This is a genomic window from Pseudomonas sp. Z1-14 (assembly GCF_051132005.1).
GTDB lineage: Bacteria > Pseudomonadota > Gammaproteobacteria > Pseudomonadales > Pseudomonadaceae > Aquipseudomonas.
In genome coordinates, this window is the sequence record NZ_CP071646.1 from 4,545,559 (window position 1) to 4,571,341 (window position 25,783).

23 protein-coding genes and 1 pseudogene are annotated in these 25,783 nt (G+C 61.2%); 14 read left to right on the top strand and 10 right to left on the bottom strand.

Features of this window, described 5'->3' with window-relative positions; genetic code table 11:
• Positions 1–203: 203 nt before the first annotated feature.
• A complete protein-coding gene (gltA, locus tag J3P89_RS20910; RefSeq protein ID WP_003172803.1) occupies positions 204–1,493 on the top strand; it encodes a citrate synthase in 1,290 nt (429 codons plus the stop codon).
• 287 nt (positions 1,494–1,780) lie between these two features.
• Here gltA and J3P89_RS20915 read toward each other — a convergent pair whose 3' ends face one another.
• From J3P89_RS20915 to J3P89_RS20925, 3 genes are all read right to left on the bottom strand, one after another.
• Positions 1,781–3,439, bottom strand: a complete 1,659-nt coding sequence (locus J3P89_RS20915) for a cation acetate symporter (protein WP_434569409.1) — start codon at positions 3,437–3,439, stop codon at positions 1,781–1,783.
• The gene (locus J3P89_RS20920) at positions 3,436–3,747 is read right to left on the bottom strand and encodes a DUF485 domain-containing protein (protein ID WP_305496111.1); all 312 of its coding nucleotides are present in this window, start codon (positions 3,745–3,747) and stop codon (positions 3,436–3,438) included. Before J3P89_RS20920 ends, J3P89_RS20915 begins: the two co-directional genes overlap by 4 nt.
• Before the next feature lie 317 nt (positions 3,748–4,064).
• On the bottom strand, positions 4,065–4,919 hold the full coding sequence (locus J3P89_RS20925) for a glycine betaine ABC transporter substrate-binding protein (protein WP_434695531.1): 855 nt from the start codon (positions 4,917–4,919) through the stop codon (positions 4,065–4,067).
• Positions 4,920–5,346: 427 nt separating this feature from the next.
• On the opposite strand from J3P89_RS20925, the gene J3P89_RS20930 reads away from it, so the two are divergent.
• Both J3P89_RS20930 and J3P89_RS20935 read left to right on the top strand, forming a co-directional pair.
• On the top strand, positions 5,347–6,645 hold the full coding sequence (locus J3P89_RS20930; RefSeq protein WP_434695532.1) for a serine/threonine protein kinase: 1,299 nt from the start codon (positions 5,347–5,349) through the stop codon (positions 6,643–6,645).
• Complete coding sequence (locus J3P89_RS20935; RefSeq protein ID WP_434603179.1) at positions 6,638–7,426, top strand: MlaA family lipoprotein; 789 nt, start codon at positions 6,638–6,640, stop codon at positions 7,424–7,426. The genes J3P89_RS20930 and J3P89_RS20935 overlap by 8 nt, the downstream gene beginning before the upstream one ends.
• A gap of 134 nt (positions 7,427–7,560) precedes the next feature.
• Here the strand turns inward: J3P89_RS20935 and J3P89_RS20940 are convergent, their stop codons facing one another.
• Positions 7,561–8,475 (bottom strand): DUF808 domain-containing protein, encoded by a 915-nt coding sequence (locus tag J3P89_RS20940; RefSeq protein ID WP_434673841.1) that lies wholly within the window; start codon positions 8,473–8,475, stop codon positions 7,561–7,563.
• Positions 8,476–8,606: 131 nt separating this feature from the next.
• Between J3P89_RS20940 and J3P89_RS20945 the strand changes: the two genes are divergently transcribed.
• Positions 8,607–9,215, top strand: coding sequence for a TetR/AcrR family transcriptional regulator (locus J3P89_RS20945; RefSeq protein WP_198798355.1), 609 nt, complete (start codon positions 8,607–8,609; stop codon positions 9,213–9,215).
• Positions 9,216–9,349: 134 nt separating this feature from the next.
• Here J3P89_RS20945 and J3P89_RS20950 read toward each other — a convergent pair whose 3' ends face one another.
• Positions 9,350–9,808 carry an REP-associated tyrosine transposase gene (locus J3P89_RS20950; RefSeq protein WP_434695533.1) on the bottom strand — a complete coding sequence of 153 codons (459 nt, stop codon included), beginning with the start codon at positions 9,806–9,808 and terminating at the stop codon, positions 9,350–9,352.
• Between the two features lie 213 nt (positions 9,809–10,021).
• The gene (locus tag J3P89_RS20955; protein WP_434695534.1) at positions 10,022–10,462 is read right to left on the bottom strand and encodes a GlcG/HbpS family heme-binding protein; all 441 of its coding nucleotides are present in this window, start codon (positions 10,460–10,462) and stop codon (positions 10,022–10,024) included.
• Between the two features lie 268 nt (positions 10,463–10,730).
• On the opposite strand from J3P89_RS20955, the gene gcl reads away from it, so the two are divergent.
• The 9 genes and pseudogenes from gcl (at position 10,731) to J3P89_RS21000 (ending at position 21,731) form a co-directional block, all read left to right on the top strand.
• Entirely contained in the window at positions 10,731–12,506 is a 1,776-nt protein-coding gene (gene gcl, locus J3P89_RS20960; RefSeq protein ID WP_434695535.1) for a glyoxylate carboligase, read from the top strand.
• A gap of 129 nt (positions 12,507–12,635) precedes the next feature.
• The gene (hyi, locus tag J3P89_RS20965) at positions 12,636–13,418 is read left to right on the top strand and encodes a hydroxypyruvate isomerase (RefSeq protein WP_434695536.1); all 783 of its coding nucleotides are present in this window, start codon (positions 12,636–12,638) and stop codon (positions 13,416–13,418) included.
• A 164-nt stretch (positions 13,419–13,582) separates the two neighbouring features.
• Positions 13,583–14,473, top strand: coding sequence for a 2-hydroxy-3-oxopropionate reductase (locus tag J3P89_RS20970; protein WP_434695537.1), 891 nt, complete (start codon positions 13,583–13,585; stop codon positions 14,471–14,473).
• Positions 14,474–14,621: 148 nt separating this feature from the next.
• Positions 14,622–15,902 carry a glycerate kinase type-2 family protein gene (locus J3P89_RS20975; protein ID WP_434695538.1) on the top strand — a complete coding sequence of 427 codons (1,281 nt, stop codon included), beginning with the start codon at positions 14,622–14,624 and terminating at the stop codon, positions 15,900–15,902.
• Positions 15,892–17,307, top strand: a complete 1,416-nt coding sequence (pyk, locus tag J3P89_RS20980; RefSeq protein WP_434569420.1) for a pyruvate kinase — start codon at positions 15,892–15,894, stop codon at positions 17,305–17,307. Before J3P89_RS20975 ends, pyk begins: the two co-directional genes overlap by 11 nt.
• A 121-nt stretch (positions 17,308–17,428) precedes the next feature.
• Positions 17,429–18,250: pseudogene (locus J3P89_RS20985) on the top strand (urea transporter); the annotation flags it as partial.
• 111 nt (positions 18,251–18,361) lie between these two features.
• The gene (locus J3P89_RS20990; protein ID WP_434625300.1) at positions 18,362–19,186 is read left to right on the top strand and encodes an ion transporter; all 825 of its coding nucleotides are present in this window, start codon (positions 18,362–18,364) and stop codon (positions 19,184–19,186) included.
• A 93-nt stretch (positions 19,187–19,279) separates the two neighbouring features.
• Positions 19,280–20,278, top strand: a complete 999-nt coding sequence (locus tag J3P89_RS20995; RefSeq protein WP_434569423.1) for a sulfate ABC transporter substrate-binding protein — start codon at positions 19,280–19,282, stop codon at positions 20,276–20,278.
• 253 nt (positions 20,279–20,531) lie between these two features.
• On the top strand, positions 20,532–21,731 hold the full coding sequence (locus J3P89_RS21000) for an MFS transporter (RefSeq protein WP_434695540.1): 1,200 nt from the start codon (positions 20,532–20,534) through the stop codon (positions 21,729–21,731).
• 60 nt (positions 21,732–21,791) lie between these two features.
• Here J3P89_RS21000 and J3P89_RS21005 read toward each other — a convergent pair whose 3' ends face one another.
• From J3P89_RS21005 to J3P89_RS21020, 4 genes are all read right to left on the bottom strand, one after another.
• Positions 21,792–21,983 carry a PLDc N-terminal domain-containing protein gene (locus J3P89_RS21005; RefSeq protein WP_053149901.1) on the bottom strand — a complete coding sequence of 64 codons (192 nt, stop codon included), beginning with the start codon at positions 21,981–21,983 and terminating at the stop codon, positions 21,792–21,794.
• Positions 21,984–22,053: 70 nt separating this feature from the next.
• Positions 22,054–22,584, bottom strand: coding sequence for a hypothetical protein (locus J3P89_RS21010; protein ID WP_434695541.1), 531 nt, complete (start codon positions 22,582–22,584; stop codon positions 22,054–22,056).
• Between the two features lie 90 nt (positions 22,585–22,674).
• Complete coding sequence (locus tag J3P89_RS21015) at positions 22,675–23,193, bottom strand: ankyrin repeat domain-containing protein (protein WP_305496129.1); 519 nt, start codon at positions 23,191–23,193, stop codon at positions 22,675–22,677.
• 93 nt (positions 23,194–23,286) lie between these two features.
• Positions 23,287–25,110, bottom strand: coding sequence for a long-chain-acyl-CoA synthetase (locus tag J3P89_RS21020; RefSeq protein WP_434695542.1), 1,824 nt, complete (start codon positions 25,108–25,110; stop codon positions 23,287–23,289).
• Positions 25,111–25,465: 355 nt separating this feature from the next.
• Between J3P89_RS21020 and J3P89_RS21025 the strand changes: the two genes are divergently transcribed.
• Positions 25,466–25,744 (top strand): DUF3509 domain-containing protein, encoded by a 279-nt coding sequence (locus J3P89_RS21025; RefSeq protein WP_186637286.1) that lies wholly within the window; start codon positions 25,466–25,468, stop codon positions 25,742–25,744.
• The last annotated feature ends 39 nt before the right edge of the window (positions 25,745–25,783 follow it).

The window sequence follows — 25,783 nt, forward strand, 5'->3', positions numbered from 1 at the left end:
CAACGCGTTCACCTTCCCCTAATAGCGCATTGCACATGCGGGGCAAAAGGCGTAAACGGCAGGCAATTTCGCGGAAAAAGTCCGGTTAAAGCCTTCTGGAGCAAGACTTTAGGCAAATTGACATTCGGATTTATCTCACTATAGTGGTGCGGGCCCTGCGTGGGGGGTCTGTCTGATGATTCCAAGCATTAATAGGAGGCCACATGGCTGACAAAAAAGCGCAGTTGATCATCGAGGGCGCAGCCCCCGTCGAGCTGCCCATTTTAACCGGCACCGTTGGTCCCGATGTAATCGACGTACGGGGCCTGACGGCCACGGGCCGTTTCACCTTTGACCCAGGTTTCATGTCGACCGCCTCGTGCGAGTCGAAAATCACCTATATCGACGGCGACAACGGCATCCTGCTGCACCGCGGCTACCCGATCGAGCAACTGGCTGAAAAATCGGACTACCTGGAAACCTGCTACCTGCTGCTCAACGGCGAGCTGCCAACCGCAGAGCAAAAGGCCCAGTTCGTCAGTACCGTGAAGAACCACACCATGGTTCATGAACAGTTGAAGACCTTCTTCAACGGTTTCCGTCGCGATGCCCACCCGATGGCCGTCATGTGCGGCGTTGTCGGCGCCCTTTCGGCCTTCTACCACGACTCCCTGGACATCAATAACCCCCAGCATCGCGAAATCTCCGCGATCCGCCTGGTGGCGAAGATGCCGACCCTGGCAGCCATGGTCTACAAGTACTCCATGGGCCAGCCCATGATGTACCCGCGCAACGACCTGACCTATGCAGAGAACTTCCTGCATATGATGTTCAACACCCCGTGCGAGATCAAACCGATCAGCCCGGTGCTCGCCAAGGCCATGGACCGGATCTTCATCCTCCATGCCGACCACGAGCAGAACGCCTCCACGTCCACCGTGCGCCTGGCCGGTTCGTCGGGTGCCAACCCGTTCGCCTGTATCGCCGCCGGTATCGCTGCACTCTGGGGCCCGGCCCACGGCGGTGCCAACGAAGCGGTACTGACCATGCTCGATGAAATCGGCGATGTCTCGAACATCGACAAGTTCATCGCCAAGGCCAAGGACAAGAACGATCCATTCAAGCTGATGGGCTTCGGTCATCGGGTCTACAAGAACCGCGACCCACGCGCCACCGTCATGAAGCAGACCTGCGACGAAGTGCTCAAGGAACTGGGAATCAAGAACGATCCGCAACTCGAACTGGCCATGCGCCTGGAAGAGATCGCCCTGACCGACCCGTACTTCATCGAGCGCTCGCTCTACCCGAACGTCGACTTCTACTCGGGGATCATCCTCAAGGCGATCGGCATCCCGACCAGCATGTTCACCGTGATCTTCGCCCTGGCGCGGACCGTCGGCTGGATCTCCCACTGGAAGGAAATGCTCTCCAGCCCGTACAAGATCGGCCGCCCGCGGCAGCTGTACACCGGCTACGAGTCGCGTGACATCACCAAGCTGGAAGACCGCAAGTAAGGCCTGCCTTGCAGTAAGTCTCAAGCTGCACCGGAACAGCCCCTGCTTCTTATAAAGAGCAGGGGCTGTTTTGTTTATGCCTTCAAAAAGCTTAGTGTCAGGACCGGCCTCTTCGCGAGCAGGCTCGCTCCCACAAGGATCGCATACCACTGTGGGAGCGAGCCTGCTCGCGAAGGCGTCCTCACAGACAACGCAAACATCACATGCAAAAAAATACCCCGGCCTCTCGACCGGGGTATTTCTTCAAACACAACGCTTCAACTTGAAGCTTTCAACTTGCAGCTGCCTCAGTGATTCACCGCCCCACTCGCCCCCAGGCCAGTCTGCGAACGCACGAATTGCGGGAAGAACAGCGCCCGCTCGTTTGCACCTTCAGCCGACTTGTCGGTGATGGAGAAGAACCAGATGCCGACGAACGCAATGGCCATCGAGAACAGCGCTGGGTATTCGTACGGGAAGATCGCCTTCTCGTGACCCATGATCTGCACCCAGATGGTCGGACCGAGCACCATCAGGCCCACGGCACTGACCAGGCCCAGCCAGCCGCCGATCATCGCGCCACGGGTGGTCAGTTTCTTCCAGTACATCGAAAGCAGCAGTACCGGGAAGTTGCAGCTCGCCGCGATGGAGAACGCCAGGCCCACCATGAACGCGATGTTCTGCTTCTCGAACAGGATACCCAGGCCGATCGCCAGCACCGCCAGACAGATGGTGGTGATTTTCGAAACCCGAATCTCATCCTTCTCGTTGGCCTTGCCTTTCTTGATCACGCTGGCGTACAGGTCATGGGACACCGCCGAGGCACCGGCCAGGGTCAGCCCCGCTACCACCGCCAGGATGGTCGCGAACGCCACCGCCGAGATGAAGCCCAGGAAGATGCTGCCGCCAACCGCGTTGGACAGATGCACCGCCGCCATGTTGTTGCCGCCCAGCAAGGCACCTGCCGCGTCCTTGAAGGCCGGGTTGGTGCTGACCAGCAGGATCGCGCCGAAGCCGATGATGAAGGTCAGGATGTAGAAGTAGCCGATGAAGCCGGTGGCATACAGCACGCTCTTGCGAGCTTCCTTGGCGTCGCTCACGGTGAAGAAGCGCATCAGGATATGTGGCAGGCCAGCGGTACCGAACATCAGCGCCAGGCCGAGGGAGAAGGCCGAGATCGGATCCTTCACCAGGCCGCCAGGACTCATGATCGCTTCACCTTTAGGGTGAACCTTGACCGCTTCGGCAAACAGCATGTTGAAGTCGAAGTTGACGTGCTTCATCACCATCAGCGCCATGAACGAAGCACCCGACAGCAACAGCACGGCCTTGATGATCTGTACCCAGGTGGTGGCCAGCATACCGCCGAACAGCACGTAGAGGCACATCAGGATACCGACCAGGATCACCGCAACGTGGTAGTCCAGGCCGAACAGCAGCTGGATCAGCTTGCCGGCACCGACCATTTGCGCGATCAGGTAGAACGCCACCACCACCAGCGAACCGCAAGCCGACAGGCTGCGGATCTGGGTTTGCCCGAGGCGATAGGACGCCACGTCGGCGAAGGTGTATTTACCCAGGTTGCGCAGACGCTCGGCGATCAGGAACAGAATGATCGGCCAGCCCACCAGGAAGCCGATGGAGTAGATCAGGCCGTCATAACCGGACGTGAACACCAGCGCGGAAATACCCAGGAAGGACGCCGCCGACATGTAGTCGCCGGCAATCGCCAGGCCGTTCTGGAAGCCGGTGATCTTGCCGCCAGCCGCATAGTAGTCGGCCGCCGAGTTGTTTTTCTTGGACGCCCAGTAGGTGATGTACAGAGTCGCGCCGACGAAGGCCACGAACATCAGGATAGCCGCGACGTTGAGGGGCTGTTTCTGCACAGCCCCCGCCACGGCATCAGCCGCCCAGACGCTCGGTGCGAACGCAGCGATGCTCAAAAGAGCCAGTAGACGCCGGATCATTGCTGAGCCTCCTTGAGAATCGCATTGTTCAGGTCGTCGAACTCGCCATTGGCGCGTCGTACGTAAATGCCGGTCAGGACAAAAGCCGAGAGAATCAGGCCGATCCCGATGGGAATGCCCCAGGTGATCGTTCCCTCAGGCGTGATCTTGGCGCCGAGAATATGCGGCCCGTAGGCAATCAGAAGGATGAATCCCGAGTAAAGCCCTAGCATGATCGCCGAGAGAATCCAGGCGAACTTTTCCCTTTTACTCACCAGCTCCTTGAAGCGCGGGCTGTTTTGTATCGAGAGGTAAATGCTGTCGTTCATTGTTTTTATCCTCGCAGCACAGATTTAAGTTGGAACGAGCCTACTCTATGCGGCTCAAGGCCAGGTTCCAGACGACCTTAGTATTAGAACGACATGACGGTTTTGCCAGTTTCCCGGATATTTTCGCAATTGCCCCTGCCCCTGTGGGAGCGAGCCTGCTCGCGAAAGCTGCTTGCGGGTCAAATGCAGGGTCAGCTGGCAGATCGCTTCGCGAGCAGGCTCGCTCCCACAGGGGTGCGTCGAATTGAAGAATCACGGGCACAAAAAAACCGCATGAACAACTCATGCGGTTTTTCGGAACAGTCAGACCAGGCCGATTACTTGCCGGTCCATTCCTTCACGCGGTCCGGGTGCTTGACAACCCAATCCTTGGCGGCGGCGTCCGGCTTGGCGCCTTCCTGGATTGCCAACATGACTTCGCCGATTTCGTCTTTCGAGGCCCACTGGAACTTCTTCAGGAACTCGACCACTTCCGGCGCCTTGGCTTCCAGGCCTTTGCTGCCGATGCTGTTTACGGTTTCAGCCGCGCCGTAGACACCCTTCGGATCTTCCAGGAAACGCAGTTTCCACTTGGCGAACATCCAGTGCGGCACCCAACCGGTGACGGCGATGGACTCTTGTTTCTTCTCGGCACGGGTCAGCTCGGCGATCATGCCGGCGCCGGAACTGGCCTTGAGTTGATAACCGGTCAGGTCGTAGTCCTTGATCGCCTGTTCGGTCTTGATCATCACGCCTGAACCGGCGTCGATGCCGACGATGCGTTTCTTGAAGGAATCGTCGGTCTTGAGGTCTTCCAGCGACTTGGCCTTGACGTACTCCGGCACGATCAGGCCGATCTTGGCGTCCTTGAAGTTCGGGCCGTAGTCGACCACTTGGTCCTTGTTCTTCGTCCAGTAGTCACCGTGAGTCACCGGCAGCCAGGCCGAAAGCATTGCATCGAGCTTGCCGGTGGCCACGCCCTGCCACATGATCCCGGTCGCCACCGCTTGCAGCTTCACGTCATAACCGAGTTTCTGCTTGATCACTTCGGCCGCCACATGGGTGGTCGCGACGCTGTCGGACCAGCCGTCGACATAACCAATGCTCAGGGTTTTGGTTTCGGCGCTGGCCAGGGTGGAGCTGATCGCCAGTACCAGTGCGGCACCTGCGCCCAAGAGTCGTCGCATCTTCATCGTTACTTCCCCGAAAGTGCTGCGCCCGACGGATGCCGAGCAGCGTCAACGTATTGTTATGGTGCACAGCGCCCCCATCACGCTCACCTGCAAACCGGTTCGAACGCCAGTGGAGTACTGACAGGCTGATCATCAACCTGCGCCGATCTGGAACCTGCTCTGTCTGCGACGCTGAGGCAGCGAGAAACGACATCAGAAAGCCAGCAAGCCATTCCGGGCGTTTCAGACCGCAGATTTCGATCAAATCTTGCATGCCTGAACCAGGCGAGCCGCCAGGTCACTAGCGGTCACCACGCCTCACCGTGTATCGTCCCGCTACTATCGCGACCCGTCCGCGCTTGTTTTACAGCCGTCATGGCACTTGGCTTCACTTCGGTGGTCATAGGCTGCGAACTTCATTCGGCACCTTCCTCTAAGGGATCCAGACATGCTCCGTTCCTTGCGCTTCGCTGCCTTCGCCGGCGGCCTTATCCTGAGTGCGTCCGCGCTGGCGGTGGATGTCGACGCCGCCAGCTATGGCTACCCCTTGACCAACCCGTTCGAGGCGACCATCGCCACCACGCCGCCGGACCTGCGCCCGGAGCTGCCGCTCAATGAGGACATCAACCAGTCGGACCAGAGCCTGACCCTGCGTCCGGAGCGCGAATTCATTCTGCCGGACAATTTCTGGCCGGTGAAAAGCCTCACCTACCGCATGGCCACCCAGGACAAACCCGCGCCGCTGATCTTCCTGATCGCCGGCACCGGCGCGCGGTATGACAGCACGCTCAACGAGTATTTGAAGCGCCTCTACTACAAGGCCGGCTACCACGTAGTGCAGTTGTCCTCGCCCACCAGTTTCGATTTCATGAGTGCCGCTTCGCGCTTCGCCACGCCAGGCATCACCAAGGAAGACGCCGAAGACATGTACCGCGTGATGCAGGCTGTGCGCGCGCAGAATCCGAAAGTGCCCGTCACCGAGTACTACCTGACCGGCTACAGCCTCGGCGCCCTGGACGCGGCCTTCGTTGCGCACCTGGACGAGACCCGGCGCAGTTTCAACTTCAAGAAAGTCCTGTTGCTGAACCCGCCTGTGAACCTCTACACGTCGATCACCAACCTGGACAAGCTGGTCCAGACCGAGGTCAAGGGCATCAACAGCACCACGACATTCTATGAACTGGTGCTGAACAAGCTGACCCGCTACTTCCAGCAGAAAGGCTACATCGATCTCAACGATGCACTGCTGTATGACTTCCAGCAGTCCAAGCAACACCTGACCAACGAACAGATGGCGATGCTGATCGGCACGTCGTTCCGTTTCTCGGCGGCCGACATCGCCTTTACCTCGGACCTGATCAACCGTCGCGGCCTGATCATCCCGCCGAAGTTCCCGATCACTGAAAGCACCAGCCTGACGCCGTTCCTCAAGCGCGCGCTGCAATGCGATTTCGACTGCTACCTCACCGAGCAGGTGATCCCAATGTGGCGTGCGCGCACCGACGGTGGCAGCCTGCTGCAACTGGTTGACCAGGTGAGTCTGTACGCGTTGAAGGATTATCTGCAGGCCAGCACGAAAATCGCGGTGATGCACAACGCCGACGATGTGATTCTCGGCCCGGGCGACCTCGGCTTCCTGCGCAAGACTTTTGGCGACCGCCTGACCGTTTATCCTCTGGGCGGCCATTGCGGCAACCTTAACTATCGCGTCAACAGCGACGCCATGCTGGAGTTCTTCCGTGGCTAAATACCTCCTGCTTATCGCCGCGTTAATGAGTGCGGGCATGGTCCACGCCGATAACAGCAAGGCCAATGCCCCCGTGGTGGTGGATTCGGACGGCTTCAAGGAGCCGCTGACCAAACTCAAGTTCAACCCGGGCCTGGACCAGCGCGAATTCGAACGCTCGACGCTCAACGCTTTGAACGTCTACGACCCGCTGGAATCGTGGAACCGCCGCGTCTACCACTTCAACTACCGCTTTGACGAATGGGTCTTCCTCCCTGTTGTCGACGGCTACCGCTACGTCACCCCGAGCTTCGTGCGCACCGGCGTCAGCAATTTCTTCAACAACCTGGGGGACGTGCCGAACCTGATGAACAGCCTGCTGCAATTGAAGGGCAAGCGTTCGATGGAAACCACGGCGCGCCTGCTCCTCAATACCACCGTCGGCATCGCCGGCCTCTGGGACCCGGCCACGGCCATGGGCCTGCCGCGCCAGAGCGAGGACTTCGGCCAGACCCTGGGTTTCTATGGTGTGCCCGGCGGCGCGTATTTCGTGCTGCCGATCTTCGGCCCTTCGAACCTGCGCGACACTTCGGGCCTGCTGGTGGACTACACCGCGGAATCGGCGATCAACTTCCTGAACGTCTCGGAGGTCAGCTCCAACCACCCGGAACTGCTGCTGTTGCGCGGCGTGGACAGGCGCTACCAGACCAGCTTCCGCTACGGGCAGCTGAACTCGCCGTTCGAGTATGAGAAGGTGCGGTACGTGTACACCGAGTCGCGCAAGTTGCAGATCGCCGAGTAACCCAACGCCTGACGTAAATCCCAGTGTGGGAGCGGGCTTGCTCGCGAATGCGGTGTGCCAGTTGATGAATATGTCTTCTGGCACACCGCATTCGCGAGCAAGCCCGCTCCCACAGCGGTTGTGTATTGCCAGCTTTAGCCTTTCAGCGCTTTCCAGATTTTGCCCACGACGAGCACACCCGCCAACACGGCCGCACCCGCGACAATCCCCGCCACCGCATTGAGCAGCATCGGCACGATGAACCCGGCGCCGCCGGCGCCAGCCGCCACGCCTTCGATCCAGTGATGCACCGCCGGTACGCCATGGGTCAGGATGCCGCCGCCCACCAGGAACATCGCCGCCGTACCGATCACCGACAGGCTTTTCATCATGTAGGGCGCGGCGCGCAGGATGGCGCCGCCGATGCTTTTGGCGGCCTGGCCCGGCTTTTGGGTCAGCCACAAGCCCAGGTCATCGAGCTTGACGATCCCCGCCACCAGGCCGTACACGCCGACGGTCATGACAATCGCAATGCCCGACAGCACGATAACCTGCTGGGTCAGCGGCGCATCAGCGACAGTGCCAAGGGTGATGGCGATGATTTCCGCCGAGAGAATGAAGTCGGTGCGAACCGCGCCCTTGATCTTGTCCTTTTCGAAGGCCACCAGGTCCACCGCCGGGTCGGCCACCGCCTCCACCAGTTGCGCATGCCCGGCCTGGTCTTCAGCCTTGCTGTGAAGGAACTTGTGGGCGAGTTTTTCGAACCCCTCGAAACACAGGTAGGCACCGCCCACCATCAAGAGGGGTGTCACCAGCCAAGGCACGAAGGCACTGATTGCCAGCGCCGACGGCACCAGGATCAGCTTGTTGATGAAGGAACCCTTGGCCACCGCCCAGACCACCGGCAGCTCCCGCTCGGCCCGCACACCAGAGACTTGCTGGGCATTGAGCGCCAGGTCGTCGCCGAGCACGCCGGCGGTTTTCTTGGCGGCCATCTTGGTCATCAGCGCCACATCGTCGAGCACGGTGGCGATGTCGTCGATCAAAACCAGCAAACTGCTTCCAGCCATGGAGGGGCTCCTTGAACAATAATGCTGCGCAGCATACCGCGAGCGGCGCCGCCTTGGGGCATTCTTGAGCGGCCCGCGAGGCCGGTGCTACCATGCGCCACCGCCAGAACCGGCAAGGAACCCCAGGGTTTATGAGCACTATCCGCGAGCGCAACAAAGAACTGATCCTGCGTGCCGCCAGCGAAGAGTTTGCCGACAAGGGCTTCGCCGCGACCAAAACCAGCGACATCGCGGCCAAGGCGGGCCTGCCCAAACCCAACGTCTACTATTACTTCAAATCCAAGGAGAACCTCTACCGCGAGGTCCTGGAAAGCATCATCGAGCCGATCCTCCAGGCCTCCACGCCCTTCAACGCTGACGGCGAGCCGGGCGAAGTATTGAGCCACTACATCCGCTCCAAGATCCGCATCTCCCGCGACCTGCCCTTCGCCTCGAAAGTCTTCGCCAGTGAAATCATGCACGGTGCCCCGCACCTCAGCGCCGACCTGGTCGAACAACTCAACGCCCAGGCCCGGCACAACATCGACTGCATCCAGACCTGGATCGACCGCGGCCAAATCGCCCCCATCGACCCCAACCACCTGATGTTCAGCATCTGGGCCGCCACCCAGACCTACGCCGATTTCGACTGGCAGATCAGCGCCGTGACCGGCAAGGCCAAGCTCGACGAAGCGGATTACGAAGCGGCGGCGCAGACGATTATCCGGTTGGTTTTGAAGGGGTGTGAGGTGGATCGCTAGGCTCTGGAGCGAGTCGCCGCTTTCGCGAGCAGGCTCGCTCCCACAGGGGATCTGCAATTCTCATACATTTTGTGTCGGTCGCCAGACCTTGTGGGAGCGGGCTTGCTCGCGATTGGCGGCGACTCGATTTCATGTCAAAGCCAAATGGCGTCCCACAGCGGATAGTCGCCAAGCCGCTTCACCAGGCCTGCCCGCAGTGGGTTGGCGACGACATAACGCGCCATTATTTTCAGATCTTCGTCCCGACGCAACGCCCGATCATGGTAGCCCGCCTGCCAAAGGCTGCCGGCCCTGCCAGTCGCCTCATTGATCCCCTTGGCACTGATGGATTTTACTTGGCACATCAACTGCCCCAAGGACCCTTGATGCAGTCGAATCAACCAATGGACATGATCAGGCATGACGACAAATGCGAGGGAGTCCGCGATGCCCTGCTCTTGTGCCTCCCTGAACTCCTGAACGACGATCCTGCCCAAACCATGGTCTTTGAAGACCGGTTCGCGCGCCAGCGTATTGGCAGTCAATAAGTAGATGCAATTTTGCTCCGCATAGCGACCGATACGCAGGCGATGTGAAGCTGAGCGTGCAGGCATTCCGTCGCCCTCCTTCCCTAACGAATCCTGAAAGGTTAGCGCTGGGAAATGAAGTGTCGTGGTCAGCTTTTTTGCCGGATGTGTAGGGTCGATTGCATTCGCGAGCAAGCCCGCTCCCACAGGGGATCTGCGATGTCCATATATTTTGTGTCGGTTACCAGACCCTGTGGGAGCGGGCTTGCTCGCGAATACGCCAGTCGATTCAGCGCATGATCAAACAGCAACCCCCACATCCGCCCTCAACCCCGACACCTCCACCGCCCTGACAGCCACCTGCTCATCCACATCCGAAACATCCCCGCTGACACCAATCGCCCCCAGCACCTTCCCGTCCTGATCCCTGATCAACACTCCGCCCGGTGCCGGCACGATGTTGCTTTGGCCCATGCCGTTCAAAGCCGCAAAGAACGCCGGGCGCTGCTGGGCGTCCTGGGCCAGCAGGCGTGAGCCCTTGCCCAGGGCGATCGCGCCCCAGGCCTTGCCGATAGCGATTTGCGGGCGCAACAGGCTCGCCCCATCCTCGCGCTGCAAGGCTACGAGGTGTCCGCCGCTGTCCAGGACCGCGACGGTCAAGGGGGCTGCATTGACCTCACGGCCTGCGGCCAGTGCTTGTCCCGCCAGGTTGACGGCAACTTTCAAGGTTAGAACGCTCATGGGTGCAGTCCTTCTTTTGTTATGGGAAAGCCTTGGCGGCTTCACTTTCAGCAAAACCGAACACCACAAATAGAACACAACAATACATATTTTTGTATACAATAATTTACGCAAACCAGCTTTAGCGACAAAAGGCCGCAGCAGAATCAGGTTCCCAACGAATTAAACGCGTGCTTGAGGAAAGGGATTGACCTGCGCCATTCGCCATGAATACACTCTGCCGCAAAGCCACTTGTATACAATTACAAAACGTAAGAGGCACAAAACAATGAGCAAAATGAGAGCAATCGAAGCCGCCGTCCTGGTGATGCGCCGTGAAGGCGTGGACACCGCCTTCGGCATCCCGGGTGCCGCGATCAACCCGCTGTACTCTGCCCTGCAAAAGGTTGGCGGCATCGATCATGTCCTCGCTCGCCACGTTGAAGGCGCCTCGCACATGGCCGAGGGTTACACCCGGACCAAGGCCGGCAACATCGGCGTGTGCATCGGTACTTCGGGGCCGGCGGGCACTGACATGGTCACTGGCCTCTACAGCGCTTCGGCCGACTCGATTCCGATCCTGTGCATCACCGGACAAGCGCCCCGCGCCCGCATGCACAAGGAAGATTTCCAGGCGGTGGATATCACCAGCATCGTCAAGCCCGTGACCAAATGGGCGACTACCGTGCTGGAGCCGGGACAGGTGCCCTACGCCTTTCAGAAGGCTTTCTTCGAGATGCGCTCCGGCCGTCCGGGCCCGGTGCTGATCGACTTGCCGTTTGACGTGCAGATGGCCGAGATCGAATTCGACATCGACGCCTATCAGCCGCTGCCCCTGGCCAAGCCGGCCGCCAACCGGGTGCAGATCGAGAAGGCCCTGGCGATGCTGAATCAGGCCGAGCGCCCATTGCTGGTGGCGGGTGGCGGCATCATCAATGCCGATGCCAGCGACTTGCTGGTGGAGTTTGCCGAGCTCACCGGCATCCCGGTGATCCCGACCTTGATGGGCTGGGGCACGATCCCGGACGATCATCCGTTGATGGTCGGCATGGTCGGCCTGCAAACCTCGCACCGCTACGGCAACGCCACCTTGCTCAAGTCGGACGTGGTGCTGGGCGTCGGCAACCGTTGGGCCAACCGCCACACCGGTTCGGTGGACGTCTACACCGAAGGCCGCACATTCATTCACGTCGACATCGAACCGACCCAGATCGGCCGGGTATTCACCCCCGACCTGGGCATCGTTTCCGACGCAGCCTCGGCCCTGACCGTGTTCATCGAAGTGGCCCGCGAATGGCAAGCCGCCGGCAAGCTGACGAACCGCAGCGCCTGGCTTCAGGATTGCCAGCAGCGCAAGGCCAGCCTGCAGCGCAAGACCCATTTCGACAACGTGCCGGTGAAGCCGCAGCGCGTCTACGAGGAAATGAACCAGGTGTTCGGCAAGGACACCTGCTATGTCAGCACCATCGGTCTGTCGCAGATCGCCGGGGCGCAGTTCCTCCACGTCTACAAACCACGCCACTGGATCAACTGCGGCCAGGCCGGTCCCCTGGGCTGGACCATTCCGGCCGCGCTGGGAGTGGTCAAGGCCGATCCGGATCGCAAGGTCGTGGCGCTGTCGGGCGACTATGATTTCCAGTTCATGATCGAAGAACTGGCGGTGGGCGCACAATTCAAGCTGCCCTACATCCACGTCGTGGTGAACAACTCCTACCTGGGCTTGATCCGCCAGGCCCAGCGCGGCTTCGACATGGACTACTGCGTGCAACTGTCCTTCGACAACCTCAACGCCCCGGAGCTCAACGGTTATGGCGTGGACCACGTCGCCGTGGCCGAGGGCCTGGGTTGCAAGGCATTGCGGGTGTTCGAGCCGTCAGGTATCCAGCCAGCGCTGCGCAAGGCCCAGGAGATGATCGAAGAGTTCAGGGTGCCAGTGATCGTCGAGATCATCCTTGAGCGGGTGACCAACATTTCCATGGGCACCGAGATCAACGCCGTCAATGAATTTGAAGACCTGGCGCTGGTGGGCAACGATGCACCCACCGCGATTTCATTGCTCGACTGACCTTCTCCTGTGGGAGCGAGCCTGCTCGCGAAGGCGATCTACCCTTTATTGAATGTTGAATGACATACCGCTTTCGCGAGCAGGCTCGCTCCACAAGGGAGGCCTGCCAACTATTTACAGGAGACCACCATGCCGCGTTTCGCCGCCAACCTGTCCATGCTGTTTACCGAGCAGGATTTCCTCGCCCGTTTCGAAGCGGCCGCCAAGGCCGGTTTCAGTGGTGTCGAATACCTGTTTCCCTACGACTACAGCTCCGCTGAACTCAAGACCCTGCTCGATGCCCATGGCCTGACCCAGGTGCTGTTCAACCTGCCGGCCGGCGACTGGGCCAAGGGTGAGCGCGGTATCGCCTGCCTGCCGGATCGGGTCGAGGAGTTCCGTGCCGGGGTCGACCTGGCGATTGCCTATGCCAAGGTGTTGGGCAACACCCAGGTCAATTGCCTGGCCGGGATCCGTTCGCAGAAGTGCGACGAAGCGCTGGCGGAAAAAACCTTCGTCGCCAACCTGAAGTACGCCGCCGAAAAGCTCCAGGGCGCCGGCATCAAGCTGGTGATGGAAGCCATCAATACCCGCGACATCCCGGGTTTTTTCCTGAACAACACCGCCCAGGCCCTGTCGATCCGCGAACAGGTGGGCAGCGCCAACCTGTTCCTGCAATACGACATCTATCACATGCAAATCATGGAAGGCGACCTGGCCCGGACGCTGTCGGCGCACCTGGGCGAGATCAACCATGTGCAACTGGCGGACAACCCGGGCCGCAACGAGCCCGGCACCGGCGAGATCAATTATCGGTTCCTGTTCGAACACCTGGATCGCATTGGTTATCAGGGTTGGATCGGCTGTGAATACAAGCCGCTCACCACGACCGAAGCGGGACTGGGCTGGTTGAAAAGCCATAACGCGATCTGACCTGACACGAGCTTTTGTGGCGAGGGAGCTTGCTCCCGCTCGGCTGCGAAGCAGACGCATGTTTTTTCACCGATGGATTTCTGGGGCCGCTTCGCGGCCCAGCGGGAGCAAGCTCCCTCGCCACAGAGTCCGCGGGGCATCTTAAACAAGAGAGGATTTTCCACATGGCTAAAATCGGATTCATCGGCACCGGCATCATGGGCCACCCCATGGCACTGAACCTGCAAAAGGCCGGGCACAGCCTGTTCCTGACCCAGCATCACGACGCTGCCCCGGCCGACCTCGTGGCAGGCGGCGCGGTGGTGCTGGCCAACCCGAAGGAAGTCGCCCAGGAGGCCGAGTTCATCATCGTCATGGTCCCGGATACCCCCCAGGTCGAGGATGTGCTGTTCCGCGCCGACGGCGTAGCGGCCGGCGTGGGCGCGGGCAAGGTGGTGATCGACATGAGTTCGATCTCCCCCACCGCCACCAAGGCGTTCGCGGCGAAGATCAATGAAAAAGGCGCGCAGTACCTCGACGCCCCTGTATCGGGCGGTGAAGTCGGCGCCAAGGCCGCGACCCTGAGCATCATGGTCGGTGGCGACAGCGCCGCGTTCGAGCGCGCGCTGCCACTGTTCCAGGCGATGGGCAAGAACATCACCCTGGTGGGCGGCAACGGCGATGGCCAGACCGCCAAGGTGGCGAACCAGATCATCGTCGCGCTGAACATCCAGGCCGTGGCCGAGGCCCTGCTGTTCGCCTCGAAGAACGGCGCCGACCCGGCCAAGGTCCGTGAAGCGCTGATGGGCGGTTTCGCCTCGTCGAAGATCCTCGAAGTGCACGGCGAGCGCATGATCAAGGGCACCTTCGACCCGGGCTTCCGCATCAGCCTGCACCAGAAGGACCTGAACCTGGCGCTGCAAGGCGCCAGGGAGCTGAACATCAACCTGCCCAACACCGCCAACGCCCAACAGGTGTTCAGCACCTGCGCGGCCATGGGTGGCAGCAATTGGGACCACTCGGCGCTGATCAAGGGGCTGGAGCATATGGCCAATTTCTCGATTCGCGATAACTGACATAGCCGAAACCCTGTGGGAGCGAGCCCGCTCGCGAAGGCAGTCAACCTGCCAATCAAGCGTTGACTGACACACCGCCTTCGCGAGCAGGCTCGCTCCCACAGGTAACCGAGTCGCCTCAGCCAATAATAAAAATCGGGAGCCCGCCATGTCGGTCGATCCGCAACAATTGCTGCGCGAGCTGTTTGCCACGGCCATCGACGCGGCCCATCCGCAGCACGTCCTCGAACAGTACCTGCCCGCAGACCGCAGCGGTCGGGTGATCGTCATCGGTGCCGGCAAGGCCGCCGCGGCCATGGCGCAAGTGGTCGAGCGCTGCTGGCACGGCGAAGTCAGCGGCCTGGTGGTGACCCGCTACGGTCATGGCGCGCCCTGCGAGAGAATCGAAGTGGTCGAGGCCGCTCATCCAGTACCGGACGCCGCTGGCCTGGAAGTGGCCGGACGGGTGCTCGAACTCGTCAGCAACCTCAACGAAGACGACCGGGTGATCTTCCTGCTGTCCGGCGGGGGCTCGGCGTTGCTGGCCTTGCCGGCGGCCGGCATCACCCTGGCCGACAAGCAATCGATCAACAAGGCCCTGCTCAAGTCCGGCGCCACCATTGGCGAGATGAATTGCGTGCGCAAGCACCTTTCGGCGATCAAGGGTGGCCGACTGGGCAAGGCCTGCTGGCCGGCGACCGTCTACACCTACGCGATTTCCGATGTGCCCGGCGATCTCGCCACGGTAATCGCCTCCGGCCCCACCGTGGTCGACCCCAGCACTTCGGCCGCCGCGCTGGCGATTCTCAAGCGCTACGGCATCGAGATCCCGGCCTCGGTGCGCACCTGGCTGCAAAGTCCGGAATCGGAGACCGTCAAGCCCGGCGACCCGAGCCTGACGCGCAGTCATTTCCAGCTCATCGCCCGTCCTCAGCAATCCCTCGAAGCCGCGGCGGTGAAGGCTCGCCAGGCCGGTTTCAGCCCATTGATCCTCGGTGACCTGGAAGGCGAATCCCGGGACGTGGCGAAGGTCCACGCCGGCATCGCCCGGCAAATCGCCCTGCACGGCCAGCCCTTGGCTGCGCCGTGCGTGATCCTCTCCGGCGGCGAAACCACGGTCACCGTGCGCGGCAATGGCCGTGGCGGGCGCAACGCCGAGTTCCTGCTGAGCCTGACCGACAGCCTCAAGGGCCACCCCGGCATCTATGCACTGGCGGGCGACACCGACGGCATCGACGGCTCCGAAGACAACGCCGGCGCCATCATGACCCCGGACAGCTATCGCCGCGCCACCGAGCTGGGCCTGAACGCCAGCGATGAACTGGATAACAACAACGGCTACGGCTACTTCGCCGCGCTGGACGGGTTGATCGTCACCGAGCCGACCCGCACCAACGTCAACGATTTTCGCGCCATCCTGATCCTCGAGAACCCGAAAAATGACGCCTGACAAGAAGGTCAAGATCCTCGCGACACTCGGCCCCGCCACCCGTGGGATCGATGACATCCGCGAACTGGTGCAGGCCGGAGTGAACATCTTTCGCCTGAACTTCAGCCACGGCGACCACGCCGACCACGCCCAGCGCTACCAGTGGATCCGTGAAGTCGAGCAGCAGCTCAATTACCCGCTGGGCATCCTGATGGACCTGCAAGGACCAAAACTGCGGGTCGGCAAGTTCGCCGATGGCAAGGTGCTGTTGCAGCGCGGTCAAGCCTTGCGCCTGGACCTGGACCCGACGCCGGGCGATCAGCGTCGGGTCAACCTGCCCCACCCGGAAATCATCGCCGCGCTGGAGCCGGGCATGGACTTGCTGCTCGATGACGGCAAGCTGCGCCTGCGGGTAACCGCCAGACACACCGACGCCATCGATACCGAGGTGCTCAACGGTGGCGAACTGTCGGACCGCAAGGGCGTGAACGTGCCCCAGGCCGTGCTTGACCTGAGCCCACTGACCGCCAAGGACCGCCGCGACCTGAGCTTCGGCCTGGAGCTGGGCGTGGACTGGGTGGCGCTGTCATTCGTGCAGCGTGCCGAGGACATTCGCGAAGCCCGCGCGCTGATCGGCGACAAGGCGTTCCTGATGGCCAAGATCGAGAAACCCTCGGCCGTCGCCCAACTGCGGGAAATCGCCGAACTGAGCGACGCGATCATGGTTGCCCGAGGTGACCTGGGCGTCGAGGTGCCGGCCGAGAGCGTGCCGCAGATTCAGAAAAACATCATCGGCACCTGCCGCGCCCTCGGCAAACCGGTGGTGGTGGCGACACAGATGCTTGAGTCGATGCGCTTCTCCCCGGCGCCGACCCGCGCCGAAGTCACCGATGTCGCCAACGCCGTGGCCGAAGGTGCCGACGCGGTGATGCTGTCGGCGGAAACCGCCTCGGGCGACTATCCCCTCGAAGCCGTGCAGATGATGAGCAAGATCATCCGCCAGGTGGAAAACGGCCCGGACTACCAGGCACAACTCGACGTCAGCCGACCGAAAGCCGAGGCCACGGTGTCGGACGCCATCAGTTGCGCGATCCGCCGGATCAGCAACGTGCTGCCTGTGGCGGTGCTGGTCAACTACAGCGAGTCGGGCAGCTCCAGCCTGCGGGCGGCGCGGGAACGGCCGACGGTGCCGATCCTCAACCTGACGCCCAACTTGCAGGCGGCCCGTCGCCTGACCGTCGCGTGGGGCGTGCATTCGGTGGTCAACGATCGGCTGCGGCAGGTGGACGAAGTGTGTTCCACCGCGCTGGAAATCGCCCAGGCCCAGGGCATGGCCCAGCGTGGCGACACCCTGCTGATTACCGCCGGCGTGCCGTTCGGGCAGCCGGGGTCGACCAACTCGCTGCGTATCGAGACCCTCCTCTGATTTTCCGTGGCGAGGGAGCTTGCTCCCGCTGGGTCGCGTAGCGGCCCCTTTTTTTGCGGTCGCTACGCAACCGAGCGGGAGCAAGCTCCCTCGCCACAGTGTTCCCTTATCCCTGACCCATATGCCCAACCATTCTTCATCCTCCCACTGCCCAGACTGGGCCACCGCCCTGCTCAACGGCTTCAGCCAGATCTTCCTCCAGCGCCATCCCCTGTGCGGCCTGTTCTGTCTCTTGGCGATTCTGCTCACCGCGCCAGCGTTGTTCGGCGGCGCGCTCCTGGGCGGCGTGGCCGGATTGCTGACGGCCCAACGGCGTGGTTATGCCAAGGAGGATCGGCAGGCCGGGCTGTTCAGCTATAACGCCATCCTGCTGGGTTTGCTGCTGAGCCTGGTATTGCCTTGGTCAGCCCTGTTGCCGCCATTGATCATCGCCGCTGGCGGCCTCAGCGCAATGCTCACCCAACAGTGGCTCAAGCGCACCCGAGGCCCACGCTGCCTGCCCGCCTACACCGTGCCTTTCGTCGGGCTCGGCTGGTTGCTGCTGGGTCTCGCCCCGCCTGCGCCCTCGCCCGCAGCACTAGAGCAGACACTCCCCAACCTGTTGCTTGCCCCGCTGAACGGCCTGGGCCAGGTCATGTTTCTCGACCAGCCTCTGGCTGGTGTGCTGATCACCATCGGCCTGCTGATCGCCAACCGTTGCGCCGCCGGCTGGGCGCTGTTCGGTTCCGTCGCAGGCTTTGCCTTTGCCTGGCTGCACGACAGCCCGCACACCTTGTCCGGCCTGGGCGGCTACAACCCGGCGTTAGCGGCCCTGGCTCTCGGCCAATACGCACGCGGGCCATGGCAGCCGCTGGCGGGCGTGCTGCTGGCGGTCCTTCTCGCACCGGGTTTCGCGGCGCTGGGCGTGGCGCCATTGACGGCGCCTTTCATTCTCGCGTGCTGGCTGGTGCATGCCACCGCGCGGCTTTGGCACCCAGCCTGTCTCGACATCGCGCCTTGCGCTCTGCGGGGCAATCACCCTAGGCTGCGCTGGTCATTGGTTCAGGCGAAGGTTATGGACAGCAACAACAACTGGCGTGAACGCCTCTACGTGATCATTTTCCAGACCGACACGGTGGCCGGCCGGCGCTTCGACAGCACGCTGCTGTTGATCATCCTCGCGAGCCTGGTGATCGTGATGCTCGACAGCATCGACAGCGTGCACAAGAACTACGCGGCCCTGCTGGCCTACATCGAGTGGGGTTTCACGTTGATTTTCATCGTTGAATACGGCCTGCGCCTGTACTGCTCGCCCAAGCCGCTGCGCTATGCGTTCAGCTTTTATGGCCTGGTGGATCTGCTGGCGATCGTGCCGGGCATCCTCGCGTTGTACTACAGCGATGCCCAGTACCTGCTGATCGTACGGATCATCCGCATGCTGAGGATTTTCCGCGTTCTCAAGCTCAGCCCCTACCTCAAGCAGGCCAACTATCTATTGGCCGCACTGCGCGGCAGCAAGCAGAAAATCATCGTGTTCCTGGTCAGCGTGTCGACGCTGGTGACGGTGTTTGGCACCCTGATGTATGTCATCGAAGGCCCCGAGCATGGTTTCACCAGCATTCCCAAGGGCATCTATTGGGCTATCGTGACATTGACTACCGTAGGCTTCGGCGACATCGTGCCGAAGACGCCGCTGGGCCAAGTGGTTTCGTCCCTGGTGATGATTACCGGCTACTCGATCATCGCCGTACCGACGGGTATCTTCACTGCGGAACTGGCCACCGCCATGCGCGGTGACCAGCTCAAGCACAATTGCCCGGTGTGCAGCAAAAACAACCACGACCATGGCGCTGCTTTCTGTTCTCGTTGCGGTAACGCACTGTTTAAGAAATTGGAATAAGCAAAGCACTTTTTAATTCTTGATGACCTATAAGCAAATCGCTAGGGTGCTGGCTTATCGCCCGCATCCCTTGCCAATAAAAAGGACCTCGCAGTGAAGAATTTCTTTGGCGCCTCCCTCCTCGCCGCCGGCCTGGCGTTCGGCAGCCTGGCCCACGCCGCCCCGACTCTACTCAACGTTTCCTACGACGTGATGCGGGATTTCTATAAGGACTACAACGCCGCGTTCCAGAAACACTGGCAGGCCGAGCACAACGAAAGCATCACCGTGCAGATGTCCTTTGGCGGTTCGAGCAAGCAGGCGCGCTCGGTAATCGATGGGCTGCCAGCGGATGTCATCACCATGAACATGGCGACTGACATCAATGCCTTGGCCGACAACGGCAAGCTGGTTCCGGATAACTGGGTCACCCGCCTGCCGAACAACAGCGCGCCGTTCACCTCGGCCACCGTGTTTATCGTGCGCAAGGGCAATCCGAAAGCGCTGAAGGACTGGCCGGACCTGCTCAAGGACGGCGTGCAAGTGATTGTGCCCAACCCGAAAACCTCGGGCAACGGCCGCTACACCTACCTTTCGGCCTGGGGCTATGTGCTGAAGAATGGCGGCGATGAGAACAAGGCCAAGGATTTCGTCGGCAAGCTGTTCAAGCAGGCCCCCGTGCTGGACACCGGCGGTCGTGCCGCGACGACTACGTTCATGACCAACCAGATCGGCGATGTGCTGGTGACCTTTGAGAACGAAGCGGAAATGATCGCCCGTGAATTCGGTCGCGACCAGTTCGAAGTGGTCTACCCAAGCGTCTCCGCCGAAGCCGAACCACCGGTCAGCGTTGTGGATAAAGTCGTCGAGAAGAAAGGTTCCCGCGCCGCCGCCGAGGAATACCTCAAATACCTGTGGTCGCCCGAAGGCCAGGAAATTGCCGCCGCCAACTACCTGCGTCCTCGCGACCCGGCGGTGCTGGCCAAATACACCGACCGTTTCCCGAAAGTGGATTTCCTCTCGGTGGAAAAAACCTTCGGCGACTGGCGCACCGTGCAGAAGACCCATTTCAACGACGGCGGGATTTTTGACCAGATCTATAGCGGGCAGTAAGGCAATAGTGAGCTGAACGCGGTCCTGTGGCGAGGGAGCTTGCTCCCGCTGGACTGCGTAGCAGCCCCATTCAGGCGGTTGCCGATCAACCGAGCGGGAGCAAGCTCCCTCGCCACAAGAGCACTTTCACATTCCCTCTGGCGCGTTCTACCATCAACCGCAGGCATGACTGCTATCAACCCCAAGCCCTGTTCCAGTGCCCTGCAAGTCTTTAGCCTCTCGCCATCCCTTTCAATCGATCGATGAGATTGCCATGAGTGCTCATTCACCCGCCTCGCCCGCTGCCCTGACCCGGGGCATGGTCCTGCTGTTTGCCTTCTGCTGCGGCGCCATCGTTGCCAATATCTACTACGCCCAACCCATCATCGAACTGATCGCGCCCGACGTCGGCCTGTCCAGCACCATGGCCAGCCTGATCGTCTCGCTGACCCAGATCGGCTACGCCCTGGGCCTGTTTTTCCTGGTGCCGCTGGGGGATCTGCTGGAAAACCGGCGCTTGATGATTCTCACCACCGTGGTGGCCATCGCCAGCCTGCTGGGCGCGGCGTTTACCGACCAGCCGAACGTGTTCCTGCTGGTGTCATTGCTGGTGGGGTTCAGTTCCGTCTCGGTGCAAGTGCTGATTCCGCTGGCGGCGCACCTGGCGCCGGAAGAATCCCGGGGGCGGGTCGTGGGCGGGATCATGGGCGGCCTGCTGTTGGGGATCCTGCTGGCGCGGCCGGTGTCCAGCCTTGTCGCCGATCACCTTGGCTGGCGGGCGATGTTCATGATCGCCGCCGCGTTGATGGCGGCAATCAGCATCGTCCTGGCATTCACCGTGCCCAAGCGCCAGCCCGAGCACCGCGCCTCCTACGCGCAACTGCTGGGCTCGCTCGGCACCCTGTTACGCCAGCAGCCGCAGTTGCGCCAGCGGGCTTTGTACCAGGCGTGCATGTTTGCCACGTTCAGCCTGTTCTGGACCGCCGTCCCCCTGGAGCTGTCGCGCAACCATGGTTTGTCCCAGACTGAAATTGCGCTGTTTGCGCTGGTCGGCGCCATCGGTGCCGTCGCCGCGCCGATTGCCGGCCGCCTGGCGGACGCCGGCCACACCCGAATTGCTTCGCTGCTGGCCATGCTGTTCGCCAGCCTGAGTTTCCTGCCGGCGTTCATCCATCCCGCTTATAGCGTGATCGGCCTTGCGGTGACCGGCGTGGTTCTGGATTTCTGCGTGCAGATGAACATGGTCCTGGGCCAGCGCACCATCTACGCCCTTGACGCAAAAAGCCGCAGCCGCCTGAACGCGCTGTACATGACCAGCATCTTTGTTGGCGGCGCTTTCGGTTCGTCCATCGCCAGTGCCGTCTACGAACATGGCGGCTGGCTGTGGGTGGTGATCATCGGTAGCGCCTTCCCGTTGCTGGCCCTGTTGCGTTTCCTGAGTGCTTCGCAGAAGGCTTCGCTGGCGACGGCCTGATACCGTCGAGCAAAAAAAACCCGACAGGCCAGGACCTGTCGGGCTTTTTTCATGGAGCGGTCAGACCCGCACGTTGCCCCGCGGCCCGGCAATCGCCCAGATGATCAGGCCCAACACCGGCAGCAGGAGAATCAGCAGCACCCACAGGACTTTCGCCCCGGTGCCCGCGCCACTCTTGAGCACATTGATGATCGCCCAGATATCGAGCGCCAGGATGATCAGGCCAATCAGGCCGTTGAAAGTGGAACCCATGGTGTCGCTCCCGAATGGTGGTATGCACACTTAGGATAGCGGGGTCCGGGCAAGGGTTCCGTTTATTGTTTCAGACGTGAACCGCGATCCTGAGCGCTTCCAGGGCGGGGGCCGCGGCGATGCCGACTTCGCCACACAGTTCCAGCACACGCGGCACGTCGTTGCCGTACACCAGCACCATCTGCAATTCATCGTCGAGCAACTGGCTGAAGTTCATCAGCACGTAGCCGCCGCTCTCCTTGTTCAGGCTGCTCATCTGGATCTGGATACGATTGAGCGCAGTCAGCGCCTCGGTCTTCGCCAGTTGCTTGGGCTTGAGGTTGAACGCGACGCCAGGGCCGAACGAGGCGACGATCTGCTCGAACAGGTCGACGTAGGAGTCGGCCTGGAACAGCACGGTGTCCGGCAGACTGCCTACCACCACCCACTCCCCCAGCGGGATCGGGAAGCTGTCGTCATAATTGATGTCCGGGTTCGCCGCCAGGAACGTCACCGGGTCGGCGTAGGCCTGGGCCGCTTCGTCGGCGATTTTCTCGATGTCCGCCTCGCCCAGGCAGCCGGAGCTGATTTTGCTGATGAGTTCGACGAGTGCGGCTTTCATGGGGCGGATCCTGTGGCTGAATTTTCAGGCGCGCAGGATAGCGCATCACCCCAGGTCAAGTCAGGAACCCTGTGGCCAGGGAGCCAGGCTTCAGCCCAACAACTTTTCCAGCTGCGCCGTGGTGTCCACCGCGCCCATGGTCCTGGCCGCGTCCAGCGCCGAGACGCCGTTGGCATCCTTGGCCTTCGGGTCGGCGCCTTTGCTGATCAGGTAATCGACTATTTCCACTCGGTTGAACATCGCCGCCATCATCAGCGCCGTGCGGCCATCGAACGAGGAGCCTTCGACTTGCGCGCCGCCATCGACGAGGGCCGAAACCACCGCCAGATCGCCCTTGAACGCCGCACCGGCAATCGGGCTCTGGCCGTTGTCGTTGCGGATTTCCGGATCGGCCTTATTCTCCAGCAGCACTTTTACCGTCTCCACGTGCCCGTGGTACGCGGCCAGCATCAGCAAGGTGTCGCCCTTGTGATTGCGCAGGTTCGGCGGCAGGCCCTTGCTCAACAGCGCGGCCATCATCGCGGCATCGCCCTGACGAGCGACGTTGAATACCTGCTCGGCAAACTCCGCAGCTTCTTCCGGGGTCATCTGGCGGCTTGTATCGGACATGGACAACTTCCTCTGGCTTTTGCAAAGCCGCTAGTTTCCCGAGGGACTCAAAGCCTGTCATCCCTTTTTTCTCTGCAAGAGCCATAGCCACAATCAATAGCGGTACTGCCCACCCTGGATCAGCGTCGCCAGTTGCTGGTCCACCCGCACGTAGGTCGAAGTGTCGGGGAGCCAGGCGTAGATCGGTTCCTCGCCCGTGAGGCAGGGGTCAAAGGCTTCGGCCTTGAGGCGGGTTTTCTGATACTTGAACGTGCCGGTCGTTTCCATCTTCACCTTGATCCGCAGGAACAGCGGCACCGCGTAGGCCGGCAGCTTGCCTTGCAGAAATTGCAGCAGCTCGTTGAAATCCAGCGTCGCCAGGGACTCGGCCGGGGTGATCGCGGCCATCCCGGCGCGGCCGTTGGTGCCGGTGATCTCCACGCCGTAGGCCACCGCCTCGGCGATCTGTGGATGTTGCAGGAGCACGTTTTCGACTTCGGTGGTGGAGACGTTTTCGCCTTTCCAGCGATAGGTGTCGCCGAGGCGATCAACGAACTGCCCGTGGCCGAAGCCGATATTGCGCAGCAGGTCGCCGGTGTTGAAATAACGATCGCCTGGGACGAAGACGTCTCGGCAGACGGTTTTTTCGGTCTTGGCCGGATCGGTGTAGCCATCCAGCGGCGCCTTGTCGTCGATGCGCGCCAGCAGCAGGCCCGGCTCGCCCTTGGGGACTTTCTGCATGCGCCCTTGCAGGTTGCGCAACGGCGCGCCGCTGTCATGGTCGTACTGCACCAGTTCCCAACCCATCAGGGAAAACCCGACCGTGTTATCGAAATTCAGGATGTTGGTGAAGCCGATATTGCCGTCGCTGGCCGCATACAATTCACAGATATGGCCAATCCCGAAGCGGGTCTTGAAGGCCAGCCAGGCGCCCGGGCGCAAGCCGTTGCCGATCATCTTCCGGACCTCATGCCGCCGGTCATCGGCGCTGGCGGGCTGCTCGATCAGGTAGCGACACAGTTCGCCGACATAACCCAACGTGGTCGCCCGATAGCGACGCACGTCGCTCCAGAATTGGCTGGCGCTGAACTTGCGGCGGATGGCGAACCCCGAGGCACCGCAAACTGCCGCGCCCCAGCACACACACAGGCCGGTGGCGTGATACAGCGGCAGCGTGCAATAAACGACGTCATCGGGCTGCATGTCCAGGGCGATCAGGCCAAAACTGGTGGAGGTGCGCATCCAGCGTCCATGGCGGAATACGCCGGCCTTGGGTAACCCGGTGGTGCCCGAGGTGTAGAGATAAAAACAGGGATCGTTGAAAAACACCTGTCTGCCAAGCGGGTTATCGCCTGGGTAATCCTCGCTGCCGACCATCAGGTCGACGAATCCGCACGGAACCGCGCCACTGTCCTGGTCGGCAACCCACCAGGTCCGCGCATCCGCCAGCGCCGTTCGGCCGCGCACGTCGTTGAAGACGGCGACCCGTTCATCCCCGACCACCACCGCCACCGGCGCGACCAGCGCCAGGCTGTGTACCAGGGCATCTCCGGTTTGCGATGTGTTGATCATCGCGCTCACCGCCCCGACCTTCGCCACCGCCAACACCGTAATCAGCAGCTGCGGGCGGTTTTCCAGAACAATCGCCACGCAGTCGCCCTTGCCAAGACCTTGCGCCAGCAAGTAATGGGCAATGCGATTGGCCTGTTCGTTGACCTGTGCATAAGACAGCACCGTGTCGCCGCAGAGCAGCGCCGGGCCGTGGGGATTGCGTTGCGTGGCCTGTTCGAAACACCAGCCAAGGCCGCAAGGCTGGGTGGGGTCCTGGACGTTGGCGAGTTTCAGGCCTTTGATGATTCGCGGAACAACTTTGGCGATGACGGGCAGCTTGCGCAGCATCATGCCCCAGGTAATAGCGTCGCTGGGTGTACGACTCATGGACGATCCTTCCCCGTTCGACCTTGTGGGCCGCGGTTCTTGTTATGGGTTGGGCGAATCTGGAGGGAAATTACGCCAGCGATTCCGGTGCTGTACATGCGGTTTTTGCAATGTTTTGTATCCGCTGCGGGGAACAGGCGAAGCGGGAGCGCCAGGATGCGGTTTGGTTCCAAAAATAATCGAGCACCCCCGCAAAATGCAGGATGCACGAAGGCCGTTCATGCAAGATGCACGAATGCAAAAAATCCTGAACAGATTAACTTATTGTTTTTAAACGTATTTTTTATAATTCCAATGCTGGCATAGACACTGCAACTACCCCTCCACGGTTTGCCATACCATGGAGCAGTCAACTATGAACATGATTCAAGAGAAGTTTGCATCGCTGTTTTCCAACTACGAAGTCACCACGCAGCCTCGCCCGGACGGCGGCATTCTGCTGACCTTGCGCAACAGCGATGGCAAACTGTTCAAGCGTACGATTTCCTACGCTCAGTTGCATGCCGGGGATCAACTCTCCTGGGCGATCAGTGCCATTCGCCGCGATCTGGCTGAACAGGCCAGCGAACTGCCACCGGTCGCGATGCTGCAGAGCCAGCACCGTTTCGCGCTGCCGACCTATCACAGCGCCTGACAGCCAACAGCTTCAAGCTCTGAACAAAGACAGGCCATG